The following is a 13,353-nucleotide window of genomic DNA, read 5'->3' as shown; positions in this document are numbered from 1 at the left end:
GCGAGGAAACGGCACGACGAACGAGATTTTACCGCAATGAGAGGTTATACGTTGCTCGCCGCAACGCAAGCCGCCTACCCAGGACGAAGGACATAGAACTTCAAGGCTATCGGCTGGCGTCCAACCAATATGCACCTCTCGCTTTAATTACGAACTCCTGCCGGTCTTTCAAGCTCAATGAGAGCGCGTGGAGTCCCGGATGTGGCGAGCTTGGCTGAAAACTCAAAACGTAACGGTTGGGCAGGTCGTTTGAAATTGCTGAGAGACTCTGCCTCAGGCTCCTGGAATCTTTGAAGCCGAAATACTCCCCGCCAGTGAGTTTGGCAACAGTCTCTGGAACATTCTTCTGCATGCCATCCACGGCTGCAATGTAAGCCAATCGTGCTATGCGCAATGGCGGCAGAAGATCATTTGCGCAGTCCAGTGCCTGTACAGTCCGGTCCCCGTGCGAATCTGGATCTGCGTCGGGCTCCCGACTCATGCAGCCGCCCGATTTGTATGGCGTGGCCGAATACTTCGTTCGGGATACGGGGTTGGGAAGTTTGGCCCCTTCCTGCTTCAAGGCTGCCTTTGTACTGGAAAGAGCAAAGCTGTAAATGGCTGTGTTGGTGTCATCGATCGCTCGCAATGCTTCGTCGAGGCTTGCCTGGCTTCCCGAATCAATTGTTTCGCTAAACAGAATTAAGGCACGCCTGTACCGCGCGGGTTGCTTTGCTAACTGGGCTGTTGCGAAGACTAATCCGTCAAGGATTGCGGCTCCTTTGTCCCCAGGCTCCAATCCTGAGATCACCCCAGCGGCTTTGTCAGTATCGGGATCGAACGCTTGTTCCAGATGTGCGCGGCGATCGAAACTTATAACTGAGACACGATGCGGGACGGCTCCGATGAGCGCTTCCAGCGCTGCCTCCAGCCCACGATAGTCGCCAAGATGAGACGCGCCCAAGCCGCCTGTCTGCACGACTACCGCCAAGGCGAGGGGTTGCGAATCCGTGTCGGGCTCCAAGTGGAGCCTCTGCGGCACCCCATTATCAGTAAGCGCAAAATCCTCTGCGGTCAGCGAAAACACTAACTCTCCGTGGCGGGTCTTCACGAAAGCTGGTACGAGCACAAGGTCCGAACGCACGGCGATTGTGCTCTGTGCGGCATCGTCGGAAGCATGTCCGTGCTCCTGCGCAGAGGCGGTCAACACCAAGGCAAGCAGTAAGACCGAACTCACAATCGATACGCGGAGAAGCATATGACACTCATCGTAATACCGGATTGCGAAGAAAAAGGATAGTTCACTCAAGGGAGCATTCGGGGTATCGCTAGCTGTCTTTCAGTGTTCCGCTCGCTAAGAGGGCGACCAGACGCGAACGATATCTCCTCCCTTTCCTGTGATCGGATCACTTGCCGGGAACGGAAGACTCAACATCCTTTCGGTCGTTGCCACGTCCGGAGCGGACCGGCAGATATCCCAGTGTTGCCCCACGGGATAGGCCCCCACGACGAGAAAGCCAGGGTCCGCGTGAACAAGGTAATGCCCCGTTCCAGCGGGCAGCACAAGGACGTCTCCGGCACTGACCGTCACATCATGGCCACCCTCGCCACCAAGGGTCAACCGTGCGCTTCCGGCGGCGAAGCCGAGCACTTCATGAGCAGTGGAATGGTAGTGATGGAAGGTGTAAACGCCATTTCTCCACTGAGCCGGCCAAAGATTGCGCTGGAAACCTTCTTCCATCCGATCCGCGAGCGCGTCACCGCTGAATGCTCGGCGATAAACCAACACCGGCAAGCGTTCGTTGTTCGGCATCCAGCCGTTTCGAGACAGCAGCAGTTTCTCGATCTCAGGCGTTCGTTCTCCGAGAGCACTTGATCCTAGACCCAGGCCCGCCATCGCCACGCCAAATTGTCTTCGATTCATTCTTCGGCTCCGACAGCTTGGATGCGGTCAGCCCCTGAACCGTTCGACGAACCTTAAGTGCTCTCCGACAGGACCCTACTTGAGACTGTGACGGCAGCAGATGTCGCGTTAGAGTCTAGACCCTCTTCTGGGAGCGTCGTGAAATGCAGAAATGAACCTATTGCGACGCTTTTCGGAGCCTGTTCACCCGTATCTTTGACGTATACCCGAACGCGACGCATTCCAAGGAACGGGGCAAGGCTAACCTAGTATCGTGGCTGTCAAGACACGACTGCTCCAAACGAGGTGGCTAAATGCGATTCGAACATCTGTTCGCTTTAACGATGACGCTCCTGATTTCACCGCCAGGGAAGGCTCAGCTTTCCGACCCTCTGAAACCTATCTACGAGAAGAATCAAGTCTTCCGGCTTAGGGACGCGGTTTTAGACTCAAACGCTTCCGCTTTTTACAAGGGAGCTGTGAATGCATCTTTCAACAGGGTGCGAGCCGCAGAAACGGAGCTGCGGTCTGTCATCCGCCATTCCCCAAATTCAGACGAAGCTTACGAAGCCCATGATCTCCTTGGAAACATGTACTTCCGGAATGGGATGTACCGCGAGGGACACGCTGAAATCGTGGCAGCATTACAGGCGCGGCCAAATGCTGCAGACCCCAGGAGCATGCTCTCTATTTTCACTGCTCTGAATGCACTACCAAGAATGATGACTGTCAAGGTAGAACCGAGCGTAATTCCGATTGAGCGTGGCACGATCTCACTGCCATTGAAAGCAAATGGCCATGACTTGAAGTTCTTCTTCGATACAGGGGCCGGGATCTCAGTCATCGGAGAATCTGAAGCCAAAGAGCTGGGCATTATTACCAAACCTGTGGAAGGAACGATGGGAGATGCCAGCGGACAAGGCGTGTCGGGGCTCCAGCTCGCGATGGTAGAGGATCTACGGATCGGTGGGCTCCACCTCCGCAATGTGCCTTTTTTGGTAATAGCCGACTCGGGCGAGCCTTGGATTCACGCTCCGAAGACAGAACACGGGATAATTGGCCTGCCGGTGCTACTTGCGATGCATACACTCCGCTGGAGGCCGACGGGTTCCTTTGAGTTCGACTTTACTCCGCAGCCTTTCAAGGCAAATGAATGCAATATGCTTTTTCACAACTCGAACCCTGTGATCGACGTTTCTGTTGCTGATAAGCATCTGGATTTCACGCTGGACACTGGTGCCGTGGACACCGATTTGAACCCACAGTTTGCAAAGAGCCTCCCTGACATCATGAAAAACGGGGTGCCAGAAAAAAGGTCGCTTGAAGGACTGGGGGGCAAAGTTGAGAACGCCTCCATCTCTCTTCCGTCCGTCACCTTCAAACTAGGCGGTAAGGACGTTGTTCTAAAGCCTGCACATGTCTTCACGGAACAGGGTAACGGCACCTGGGCATCGGGAAATCTCGGGATGGACCTGCTGAAGCAAGCTCAATCCTTCACTCTCGACTTCTCAGCTATGGAGTTGCGACTCCAGTGACGCGACCCCCATTAGAAGTGTCAGGGTCTAAGGATGGGTTGGATATCGATGAGCGAACGAGATTTAAAACGGATCGAAGTGTCGAGCGACGTGCGGGCTGGACGGCGTACTGTGGCTGCGGCAGCAGCCGTACTCGCTGTCAGCGAGCGCCAGGCGTACCGGCTTCTGGCGCGGTATGAGAGCGACGGTGGCGGCGGGCTGATTCACAAGGCGCGTGGCCGGACGTCAAATGTGGCATTGATCATGCAACTTCGGGTGGATGGGAAATTCTTGGGCCCAATCGTAGACTGTTGGAGTGAGAACACAACAGCTTCCACAATGAACACCAAAAAGCCCGCTGCCATTTCCTTTGAGTTGTCCGCATTGGGTCCGGTGACGGGCTTTTGCCATTTAATAAATAGTGTGGCTTAGGCGGCCTGGAACACGTGCCGGCTCAAGGCCCTTCTGAACCAAGACAGCTTTCGAAGGAATGACAGGATGGAGCTTGGTCTAGCGATGTCCGGCTAGCCAAGTGATATACGTCGTGGACGTCTTCCTCTAGCTCTATTGCTGCCGCTGGGTCGCCTTGATCAAGGACTTCGCGAACTTTATTTGCCAGTTGTTCTACTGAAAACGGCTTTTGCAACAATGGCGCGTTCTCGTCGACACCGTGAAGTACGAACGCATCCGTGGTGTATCCGGGGTGTGGGGTTCACTGTTCCATTGCTCCCCAGACCCCAGATCCGGCAAGTAATGAAACAACCAAAAGCTGCCAACTACCCCTCGGTAGCTTCCTAAATGGTCCGAGCGGCTGCCAGATTGAGGTCTTCACGCGCTTTCCTTTTAGGCTTGGGTCTCATTGCCTGCATAGGCTTCTTTCGTCCTATTGACCTATCTTTCTTATGCTTTTGGAAGGCTGCTGCCAACTGCTCGGCTTGTTTCTTGGGAGAACCTGAGTCTTTCCAAGTTCCAGCTTCGCTCCGCACGAGCACGCGGCTTCCGTGATCCGCCACTCAATCCTGTCAACCACTACGGGTTCATGGTGACTTGCCATATTCCGAGACTACGCCGCCCCAAAATGTATCGCAACCCAGAGGAATTTGAAGCTGCACCACTACCGACCCTTTACTTGGCGTGGCGGCCTCAAGGAGAGCCTCCAAATGGATCGTAACAATCCTTGCCCACCTCGTTACAAGAAACAAGGCAGCCCGTTAACGTCAACAGGCTATCTCAAGTGGAACAGGAAGAAAGAAGCTCTTGAGCGGCTGTCAGAGCGCCACTTCTCGTGTTGTCCTCCTATCGACGGCCTTGGCCTTCTTGGGCATGACTCAATAGTTCGGGGGCCTCGATAAGCGCTATGGCAAGGGAAAATCCTTTCAGAGAAGCTAATGTGAGCAGAAATCGCCAAAGGCCCCAGGCCAGCTTTTGCAGAAGTGCGGCAGCGTCAAGGGCGACTTTTGGGGACTCAGCCACCCGATTGCTCTCTCGTCTCTAATCAGCATCAAACGCTAATGAGACTCTGTCCAGCGCGCGTTGCCCCCGCATCTTTCCTCAGCTTTCTTTGTAGCGCTTTGCTGCAATCCAGCTTGCTTGGTGCTGAACAGATAACCGTACGGAATCCGGAAGGATCGACTCATGCTTCTCGGGTATGGCGATGACTAAGGAGAAAACGGACGATTTGGAGAGTTGACTAGGCGATCTGCCCAGTTTGTCTCGAATCGTTGCCATACCCTTGTAAGCCCTGGGAACCCGGCTCGATATCGAAGGCCGTCGTATTGCATCGGCTTCTTATTGGTAGACCTGTACGCAATTGCGCCCGCTTTGTTTTGCCTGATAACAGGCGGCGTCGGCAGCGCTGAGCGCCTCCACGAGCTGGGACACTTTCTGGTCCAGATCGAGCACACCAATGCTCACGCCCACTGTAAAGGTGCGTTGACTACACACGAATCGGTATTGAGAGATCCCTTCGCGGATCGCTTCGGCTACGCGTAAGCCATCGTCAGCATCGCAGTGCACGAGCAATATACCAAATTCGTCCCCGCCCAGGCGGGCAATGATATCGGTCTGGCGCAGTTGCGCCCGCATGAGGTCGGCTATCTGGCGAAGCAACTCGTCGCCGCCGGCGTGGCCGCAAGTGTCGTTAACCAGTTTGAATTGATCCAGATCGAGGTACATCAGAGCATGTGCGGAGCCATCCTCATGCACCTCGTCGATGGCATTGGACAAACAGCGTTCGAATTCGATGCGATTGAACAGGCCCGTCAGCGCGTCGTGGCTTGCCTGGTGGGTCAGGTGAAGAGTATGTCTGCGTTCACGCTGTACATCGCGGAGCGATATCGCAACTCCAGGGAAGAACAGCAAGGCCGCCACGATACCAATGCCAGGTATCAAGAAACTTCTTAACTGCCGCGAGATTTGGCCTAGCGAGGAAGAGAAGGCTTCCTCCAGCGGCGTAACCCGTGCATTTGTGTCCTGTATGCGATGCAACAATAGCGCAACGCTATCGGCACCACCTTTGCTATCCCTCACAGCGACATGCAGTCGCTCTGCGAGCTCGTTCAGAGTTGCCACTTCGTCATCGGCACGCGCCCAGATTCCGACTGCGCGCTCGACGGCCGGTAAGCGCCCGAAATAACGGACTAGCCGGATCATCCCGGGAATATCGTCCGGATGATTGCCGCCAGCAGGCAGGCCAGCCGCTGCCTTGCCATAATCAGGCCGCGCGCTTGTCAACTCGAGCCTCGCTTTGCGGTCGCTCAAAGGCACAGCGATGGCGCGCTCGTAGGCGCTGAATTCTTCCTCGCCATAGCCGTCAGCGTAGCGCATAAGGTGGATTACGGCATCTTTCTGCCTTTTGCTCCACAGGCTTTCGCCGCCCACGTAGGCGCGCGCAGCAGAGAGTATATCTATGCTGAAGGCGCTAACTAGCACCAGCGCAAGAAGAATTGCTATAAAGGGCAATATCAGCCGCAACTCGCGCGTGCCTCGGATTGAAAAGTTGAGCTTTTCTTTCATAGTCACAATACCCGAAGAACAACGCGTCGCAGCGTGACAACAATCTCGCCGATCACCCGCGCCTGCCCCAGCTTCCTGGCCACCCAGCCGCACAGCAACGCAACCAGCAATACGACCGTCATCTGCATCAAAAGTAGAGTCATCCAAGTCTCCAGGCCCTTAGGATTCCGCGTGATCAGGAAGGGTTTGGGTACGTCATCGCAATTTAGATGCCAGTTTGGCCGAAGCTGGGCGGTCTCGGCATTGTCCACGCCGGCGTAGACAGGAATCTGCGCGTTCACCAGCGTTTCTACGTTCGTGAAGTCCTAGCTGAAATCACATGGCCGATAGCCGGTCTTCGGCGTCAGCCGACGATAGTCTCCGCCAAACTTGAGCGCATGAAGAACTCGCACAGTCGGTTGTCGGACTGCACTGAAATCAGGGAATGGCGGCCCTTTGTAATCAATCGTTTTCCGATATTTGACTGCGATACGGCACTAGAGCGTGTTTCATAAACACCTGCGCAGTGTGATCCAGAGGCAAGCGAGATAGAAGAAGGCTCTGTAGGTCGAGAGGAGGTGCTCATGGCGAACGAGGAGTCTGCGGAACTGACCAAGCCAGGCGTTGGTGCGTTCGATGATCCATCGGCGTTTGTAGCGCCTGAGCTTTCTGCCATCTTCATGTTTTCTCTTCTTGTTGTTTTCGCGATACGGAACGATGAGGTCGATGCCTCGTTTTGCCAGCCGTTCACGCAGCGGGTCGGAGTCGTAGGCGCGGTCGGCGATCACCCGTTTCGGCTTCTGCCGCGGCCTGCCTTTGGGGCGAGGGACTTTGACTTCGGCGAGCGTGGCTTCCGCAAGCGTAACTTCTCCCGGAGAGGCACTTTACAGCCGAACTCCCAGCGGAAGACCGCCACCGTCGACCAGTACCATCCACTTCGTGCCCTTGCCGCGCTTGGTTTTACCGACTGCGGAGCCCCCTTTTTGGCCGGAGCGAAGCTGCCGTCCAGGAACGTCTCTTCCCACTTCAACAGACCTTCGCCATCGAGCGCACCCAACAGCGCTCGCCAGGCATCGAGCCACACATCCTGCTCTTCCCACTGCTTCAACCGCCGCCAGCAGGTCGCGGGAGAGGGATACTTGTCGGGTAAGAATCTCCACGCCGCACCCGTTTGCAGCACCCACAGGATGCCTTCGAGGCAGGCCCGGTTCGATGCCCACGGACGGCCCCGTCTGTCCTTGCGCTGCTTCGGTTCAGGCAGAAGAGGCGCAATCAGCTCCCACTGCCTCTCGCTCAACAACTCAAAACGCTTCTTGCTCATTCAAAAAGCTAAACAAACCACCCGCCTCATCCAGAAGTCCCCGGCTTGAGGCCGAATCTATTTATGAAACACGCTCTAGAGATTTGGCATGGACTGAGTCAGAATAGCGATTACTTCCGAACAGCCGACAAGCCGGAATGAGAGTCCCCTTCAGCTTGTCCGACGGCGTTTTATCTCTCTACTGGACTTCCCGCGTGTCTCTAGCTTCGCGCATAGCCGGTTGAGCATCCCTTTCCCCGGCTCTGGGTCGCCGGTTATGAGATAAGCGAGAACTGCTCCCTGGAAGGACTGAAGCACATCTTCGACGGTGTTCTTATCCGGTAGATACCTCAAGAGGAGTTCGACCCATAGCCGCTGTTGCTCCCGGTAGAACGACGTTGCCCTCGGAGACCCGTTCCATGCTCGTCGTGAGACATCCATCACCAGCAACAGAACTCCCTTGGACTGAGAATTCGTCGTACGATCCCACAGCGCATGGATGACCACCTGTATGCCGACTCCAGCCGGGAAATTCTCAGGAGCGAACTGCGCACGAAGTCTGTTCTCCAAAAGCGTCATCGCTCGCTCTTCGATGGCGTCTCGTCCCCCGAAGTAGTGAACCAACATGCGCTTGCTAATTCCAACTTCTCTCGCCAACTGATCCATGCTCAGGTCGAGCGTTCCAGACCGAACGAAAGCGCCGAGACAGCTCTCGGCAAGGTCGGTAAGGTCAGTGGTCTCTCTGTTCGACACTTGATCTCCCCGATGTACCATGTGGTACATTCTGTACAGATGTACCGTGTGGTACATCTAATCCTATCTGGAAAAGGCCAGCCGTGAAAACGCCAGACTCTATCTTCCTGTTCATCCTCGGCTTTATCATTTGGATTCTTGGTTCGGTCTACTACGCGTATCGCGGCCCTTCCGTTCTCGAGACTACGAGCCTGCGTTACTGGATCAGCTTCTGCGTCTCGCCTCTTGTGAGCGCGGTCCTCTGCATCACTATTCTTAAACTGCGTCAGGTCCCACCCACCACCTGGGCGTCCGGAATGCTCTTGCTCGCTATTCCTGGGATGATTGGAGAAGCAGTCGTTCTCTCTCATCTATCGACATTCATGCCAAGGATTCACGCCTCATCGGGCGGCCGCTACGGCGCTTTTCTATTTGCTACATATGCGCTTGTGCTTGGAATCGCTGAGGTGGTCACGTTAGGGGCAACCCGGTAACAACGAAGCAGACAGTCGCTAACTCCCGTGTCACTGGCTTTCCGGAAGTTGACTCAACTGTTGAGAACAGGCGTGGGTGTTGAAAAACTCGTTTTCTGCACAAACGGCCTCAAATTCGGGGATAGAAAATGTCTATCCGGTCCGAGACAGCGGCTTGTAGGGCATCCTGACGCGATGAATTTTCCGCGAGTTCTCAGAGGATGAGTTTTTCAACACCCACAGGCAAATGCACTCATCGAGCCGGGAAACGGAAGCTGATTACTTCCGCTAAGCGCGATTGTCGGTACTAACCAAAGAAGTAGCCGGGCTCCTGGAGCATCGCCGCGTGCCCGATTCGTTAGCAGGGTCAACTACACGATCAACGGCGGTAGCACCCCAACCATGTAGAAGGAGTAGCTTCTGTTGACTTGGCTAACGAATCGGGCACGCGGCGATAGCGGTTGGGTTAGCCCAGACCGCGTTCCACCATCACGACTAGCCGCTCGCCCAGAGCCAGCACCATCTCTCGTGGCATTTTATGCAGCGGTCCTTCTAATGCCAGAAGTGCCAGCCCGTGAACGGTCGACCATGCAAGATACTCCGCGTCTTGGCGATCCTTCTTGCCCAGCAGGCCGCTATCCAGCATTCGATCGAGTGCTAGCGAAAGCAGCTGAAACGGGTTTAGGCCCATAGAAGCCGTATTCGCCGGGTCAGGAGAATGAACCGGCGGTGGAACCGAGAAGGCCGTGCGAAACATCCCCGGCTCCCTCACCGCGAATCCCAGATAGCCCATGCCCACCGCGCGCAGACTCTTTCGCGCAAATGCTTGCGGATCGCGCCCCGCCTTGTGCTTCTTCATCTCATCTTCAATTGACGCGGCGACCCGCGACAGGCATGCCGACCGCACCGCATCCAGTAGCTCAGCCTGGCCAGCAAAGTGCCTGTATGCCGCATTCGGAGAGACACCCGCCTGCCGTGTTGCCTCCCGCAGAATGACTGCATTGGGTCCTCCAGCACGGGCCATCTCGAGGCCGGCCGTCACGAGCGCGTTGCGCAGATCACCGTGGCGAAAGGTCTTGCGCTTCTCAATAGAGACGTTCTTTTTCATTGTTTGTTCAAAGTAGAGTGTACCGTGGAGAGGGATGATTGTGGACAGCATCCACTTTTCGATGATAGATTATGTGGACGATGTTTACTTCATAGCGACACATCTCTAAAAGGGAGGTGCAACATGGCAGACGGATTCATCTGGTACGAACTCGTAACCAACGACATGGACAAGGCAGTCAACTTCTACAAGAAGGTAGTCGGGTGGGATGTCAAAGACGCCGGTATGCCTGGCTTCACCTACATGATCTTTGGTAAAGACGGCAAAGACGTCGGCGGCATGATGACCTGGGCTGGCGCAGGCATGCCTGAGCTCCCTCCTGAGTGGATGGGACATATCCACTCAGCAAAGCTTGATGAAGAGCTGAAGGCCGTGACAGCCGATGGCGGCACTATCATAAAGCCCGCTCAGGACATACCCGGCGTCGGCCGTTTCGCTGTCGTACTGGACCCTCAAAAGGTGAAATACCTGCTCTTCGAACCCGGCAAGCAAGATGTTCCGCCACGTCTGGATCAAATGGCAGTCGCCAATGTGGGCTGGCACGAACTGCTCACCGATGATCCTGCAAAAGCCTTTGATTACTATTCCAGGCACTACGGCTGGGAGAAAGATCATGCGCACGACATGGGAGCCATGGGCATCTACCAAACCTTCCGGACCGACAAGCCCCTCTATACCGGCGGAATGATGGCTCGTAAGGGTCCCGGCATGCCCGAAGGTATTCCGCCGCACTGGCAGTACTATTTCACGGTCGACGACATCGAATCTGCGCAGAAGCGTGTGATCGAGGCTTGCGGTAAAGTGCTTCTGCCTCCGATGGACGTACCCGGAGGCTCACGCATCCTGCAAGCCACAGACGACCAGAACGGCCATTTTGCTTTGATGCAGGGACCAAAATCGTAACCGCGATGTACTTCATGCCCGGTGCAGCCGCTCTTCGCTCACAGGAGAACCGCTGTCGAACTTACGGTGAGTCTTGAAAAACTGACAGGAGAGAGCAATATGTCCGAGAAGATGGTCACCTGCCTGTGGTTCGATCACGGGAAAGCACGCGAAGCAGCCGAATTCTATGCCGTTACCTTTCCCGACAGCCACGTCGGGAAGATAAGCGCCTCGCCCATAGATACGCCATCCGGTCCCGAAGGCCAGGAACTCATCGTTGAGTTCACCGTCTGTGGCCGCAATTTCATGGGCCTCAACGGCGGGCCGAAATTCGTCCCCAACGAAACGGTAAGCTTTGTGATTCTTACCGACGATCAGGCTGAGACGGATCGACTGTGGAACGCCATCGTCAGCAACGGCGGCCAGGAAAGCATGTGCGGCTGGTGCAAGGATCGCTGGGGCTTTTCATGGCAGATCCACTCCGCGCGCGCTGCTGGCGGCTACGACAGACCCGGATCGCGCTGCAGCCAAGCGCGCGATGAACGCGATGATGACGATGCGAAAGATCGACATCGCCGCGATCGAGGCCGCGCGCGCAAAACAGTAGCAGATCATCCAGCCAAAGACGGAGAGCAGCTACGATGAAAGATCTCTTTGACCCCACTCTGGCAGATGACATAAAGCAGCGAGTCATGCGCCTCCATCCTGAGTGTGCGCGGCGGTGGGGCAACATGACGCTTGCCCAGACCTTGGCTCACTGTACGTCTGGCATACAGATGGCGACTGGCGTCATCTACCCCAAGCGTGCATCCTTTCCCGCTAACGTCATTGGCCTGGTTATCAAGCCGCTTGTTTTCCGCGACGACAAGCCCATGCGCCGCAACTCACCCTCCGCACCGGAACTCTTCTCAGTGGACCCCACACAGTGCGACTTCGAACACGAACGGACCCAGCTCATCGCAACGATCGATAGTTTTGTCACTAAGGGTTCGGCTCGGTGCTCCCAGCACCCACATCCCTTCTTTGGGCCGCTCAAACCGCAGCAGTGGGCCGTTCTCATGTACAAACATGTCGACCATCACCTACGACAGTTCGGCGTCTGAGGGTTCCGATTGGCCGCAATTGAGTTGGTGTGCTGGATCAGCGAGTGGAGTTTGTGGTTCGGGTGAGTCGTCGGAGTCTCTGAGCGTGCTTTGCCGGGAGTACGGGATAACCCGTCCGACTGCGTAGCCGGCTTCATACTCAGCAGGAACCCATTCCTTCAGCTCAGGACTCACAAAATTCCTACTCGCGTTGTTCTCTGGATTCAGCATGTGCCCTCCGCATCCTGTTTCCCTTCCCTGCTCACGATTCATTTTGCAAGCTTCCCGGCCCGGCGCTTTTTGACCGGCGCGTACCGATATAGCGTATCCCGGCTGATGCTGAACTCACGAGCAAGCGCAGCCTTCGAGCCGCCCTGGGCAACTCGCCGCCGCAACTCGGCCGCCCGCGCGGGTGTCAGAGATGGCTTCCTGCCGCTGTACTTCCCTTCCCTCTTTGCGATCGCAATTCCCTCACGCTGGCGCTCCCGGATCAATTCTCTTTCGAACTGAGCAAACGCCCCCATGACACTCAGCAACAGATTCGACATGGGCGAATCCTCGCCGGTGAAGGTCAGGTTTTCCTTCACAAAGACGATATGGATGCCCCGCTCAGTAAGGCCCAGCGATCTTCCGCAGATCGTCGAGGTTGCGGGCCAGCCGATCCATCGAGTGACAGAACACCGTGTCTCCCTCCCGGACGAAGCTCTGCATGGCCCCCAGTTGGGGTCGCTTCGCATCGTTGCCGGAGGCCTTGTCCGTGAAGGTTTTGTCCAGGGCCAGCCCTTCGAGCTGGCGAACCTCGTTTTGATCAAGGGAGCTGACGCGCAGGTAGCCGACCTGTTGGCCTTTGGGCGGCTTGCGCGTTCGCACGGGCCGACGTGTCCGAATAGGCTCTTTGACCTTCGTCATTACCTGTACGATAAAGCAACAAGCAACTCTGTGATCTTCAGAGCTAAGTGGCGGGCTTTCTTCACCGCTATGTGGCGCGATCACGAGGGCGAAATAGAGTGCGCCCGTATCCTCTGTCATCACCTGAAGTCTGCGTTTGTCACTTGGGTCGACGGCCCGCTACTCCGCTTCAGCCCTACAACGGTGTCCCTAAGACGATCAGGAACGTTTCGCCGGTGCTTCCTTTGTTGGCAGCTACTGTGGAGACGTCCATGCGGGGCGAGATGAGATCATTCTGCTTGTTCCTCGCCGGTGTAAGAACGCGCGCTCAGGGATAGAAAATGATAGAAAGGTGTAGTGACTAAAAAGAGTGTGACATCGGCCAATCTGGAGATGTTGGGCATTACGCGGTTGGCGAACCTGCTCATAGAGATCAGTCAAGATGATCTCAAGCTGAGACGTCGTCTCCGCTATGAACTGGCTGGCGAATCTGGCGCA

16 protein-coding genes and 1 pseudogene are annotated in these 13,353 nt (G+C 55.9%); 7 read left to right on the top strand and 10 right to left on the bottom strand.

Annotated features, from left to right (window positions below; translation table 11 throughout):
* Positions 1 to 106: 106 nt before the first annotated feature.
* Together HDF16_RS24060 and HDF16_RS24055 are read right to left on the bottom strand one after the other, a co-directional pair.
* A complete protein-coding gene (locus tag HDF16_RS24060; protein WP_184222430.1) occupies positions 107 to 1,288 on the bottom strand; it encodes a VWA domain-containing protein in 1,182 nt (393 codons plus the stop codon).
* A gap of 45 nt (positions 1,289 to 1,333) precedes the next feature.
* The gene (locus HDF16_RS24055) at positions 1,334 to 1,903 is read right to left on the bottom strand and encodes a cupin domain-containing protein (RefSeq protein WP_184222428.1); all 570 of its coding nucleotides are present in this window, start codon (positions 1,901 to 1,903) and stop codon (positions 1,334 to 1,336) included.
* A gap of 293 nt (positions 1,904 to 2,196) precedes the next feature.
* Here HDF16_RS24055 and HDF16_RS24050 point away from each other — a divergent pair, with 293 nt between their 5' ends.
* Together HDF16_RS24050 and HDF16_RS30920 are read left to right on the top strand one after the other, a co-directional pair.
* Entirely contained in the window at positions 2,197 to 3,417 is a 1,221-nt protein-coding gene (locus tag HDF16_RS24050) for an aspartyl protease family protein (protein ID WP_221313080.1), read from the top strand.
* Between the two features lie 48 nt (positions 3,418 to 3,465).
* Positions 3,466 to 3,828 carry a helix-turn-helix domain-containing protein gene (locus HDF16_RS30920; protein WP_246409899.1) on the top strand — a complete coding sequence of 121 codons (363 nt, stop codon included), beginning with the start codon at positions 3,466 to 3,468 and terminating at the stop codon, positions 3,826 to 3,828.
* A gap of 1,356 nt (positions 3,829 to 5,184) precedes the next feature.
* Here HDF16_RS30920 and HDF16_RS24040 read toward each other — a convergent pair.
* The 5 genes and pseudogenes from HDF16_RS24040 to HDF16_RS24020 form a co-directional block, all read right to left on the bottom strand.
* On the bottom strand, positions 5,185 to 6,411 hold the full coding sequence (locus HDF16_RS24040; protein WP_184222424.1) for a GGDEF domain-containing protein: 1,227 nt from the start codon (positions 6,409 to 6,411) through the stop codon (positions 5,185 to 5,187).
* Between the two features lie 2 nt (positions 6,412 to 6,413).
* Positions 6,414 to 6,692, bottom strand: a complete 279-nt coding sequence (locus HDF16_RS24035; RefSeq protein ID WP_184222422.1) for a hypothetical protein — start codon at positions 6,690 to 6,692, stop codon at positions 6,414 to 6,416.
* 207 nt (positions 6,693 to 6,899) lie between these two features.
* A pseudogene (locus HDF16_RS24030) lies at positions 6,900 to 7,211 on the bottom strand (transposase); the annotation flags it as partial.
* Entirely contained in the window at positions 7,175 to 7,711 is a 537-nt protein-coding gene (locus HDF16_RS24025; protein ID WP_184222420.1) for a transposase, read from the bottom strand. The gene HDF16_RS24025 and the pseudogene HDF16_RS24030, both read right to left, overlap by 37 nt.
* 150 nt (positions 7,712 to 7,861) lie before the next feature.
* On the bottom strand, positions 7,862 to 8,443 hold the full coding sequence (locus tag HDF16_RS24020) for a TetR/AcrR family transcriptional regulator (protein ID WP_184222418.1): 582 nt from the start codon (positions 8,441 to 8,443) through the stop codon (positions 7,862 to 7,864).
* 83 nt (positions 8,444 to 8,526) lie between these two features.
* On the opposite strand from HDF16_RS24020, the gene HDF16_RS30915 reads away from it, so the two are divergent.
* A complete protein-coding gene (locus HDF16_RS30915) occupies positions 8,527 to 8,916 on the top strand; it encodes a DUF5367 family protein (RefSeq protein WP_184222416.1) in 390 nt (129 codons plus the stop codon).
* A 445-nt stretch (positions 8,917 to 9,361) separates the two neighbouring features.
* On the opposite strand, the gene HDF16_RS24010 is transcribed toward HDF16_RS30915, so the two are convergent.
* Positions 9,362 to 10,003, bottom strand: a complete 642-nt coding sequence (locus HDF16_RS24010; RefSeq protein ID WP_184222414.1) for a TetR/AcrR family transcriptional regulator — start codon at positions 10,001 to 10,003, stop codon at positions 9,362 to 9,364.
* 123 nt (positions 10,004 to 10,126) lie between these two features.
* Between HDF16_RS24010 and HDF16_RS24005 the strand changes: the two genes are divergently transcribed.
* The 3 genes from HDF16_RS24005 (at position 10,127) to HDF16_RS23995 (ending at position 11,988) form a co-directional block, all read left to right on the top strand.
* The gene (locus tag HDF16_RS24005; RefSeq protein WP_184222412.1) at positions 10,127 to 10,906 is read left to right on the top strand and encodes a VOC family protein; all 780 of its coding nucleotides are present in this window, start codon (positions 10,127 to 10,129) and stop codon (positions 10,904 to 10,906) included.
* Between the two features lie 99 nt (positions 10,907 to 11,005).
* Complete coding sequence (locus HDF16_RS24000; protein WP_246409896.1) at positions 11,006 to 11,530, top strand: VOC family protein; 525 nt, start codon at positions 11,006 to 11,008, stop codon at positions 11,528 to 11,530.
* A complete protein-coding gene (locus HDF16_RS23995; protein WP_184222410.1) occupies positions 11,527 to 11,988 on the top strand; it encodes a DUF1569 domain-containing protein in 462 nt (153 codons plus the stop codon). The genes HDF16_RS24000 and HDF16_RS23995 overlap by 4 nt, the downstream gene beginning before the upstream one ends.
* 248 nt (positions 11,989 to 12,236) lie before the next feature.
* On the opposite strand, the gene HDF16_RS32060 is transcribed toward HDF16_RS23995, so the two are convergent.
* Positions 12,237 to 12,554 carry a helix-turn-helix domain-containing protein gene (locus HDF16_RS32060; protein WP_432432278.1) on the bottom strand — a complete coding sequence of 106 codons (318 nt, stop codon included), beginning with the start codon at positions 12,552 to 12,554 and terminating at the stop codon, positions 12,237 to 12,239.
* A gap of 22 nt (positions 12,555 to 12,576) precedes the next feature.
* Entirely contained in the window at positions 12,577 to 12,837 is a 261-nt protein-coding gene (locus tag HDF16_RS32055) for a recombinase family protein (RefSeq protein ID WP_432432277.1), read from the bottom strand.
* A gap of 375 nt (positions 12,838 to 13,212) precedes the next feature.
* On the opposite strand from HDF16_RS32055, the gene HDF16_RS32050 reads away from it, so the two are divergent.
* The coding region (locus HDF16_RS32050; protein ID WP_432432280.1) for a DUF6880 family protein at positions 13,213 to 13,353 on the top strand (141 nt) is incomplete at its 3' end.

This window comes from Granulicella aggregans (genome assembly GCF_014203275.1).
GTDB lineage: Bacteria > Acidobacteriota > Terriglobia > Terriglobales > Acidobacteriaceae > Edaphobacter.
This window is presented reverse-complemented; position numbering and strand designations above follow the sequence as displayed.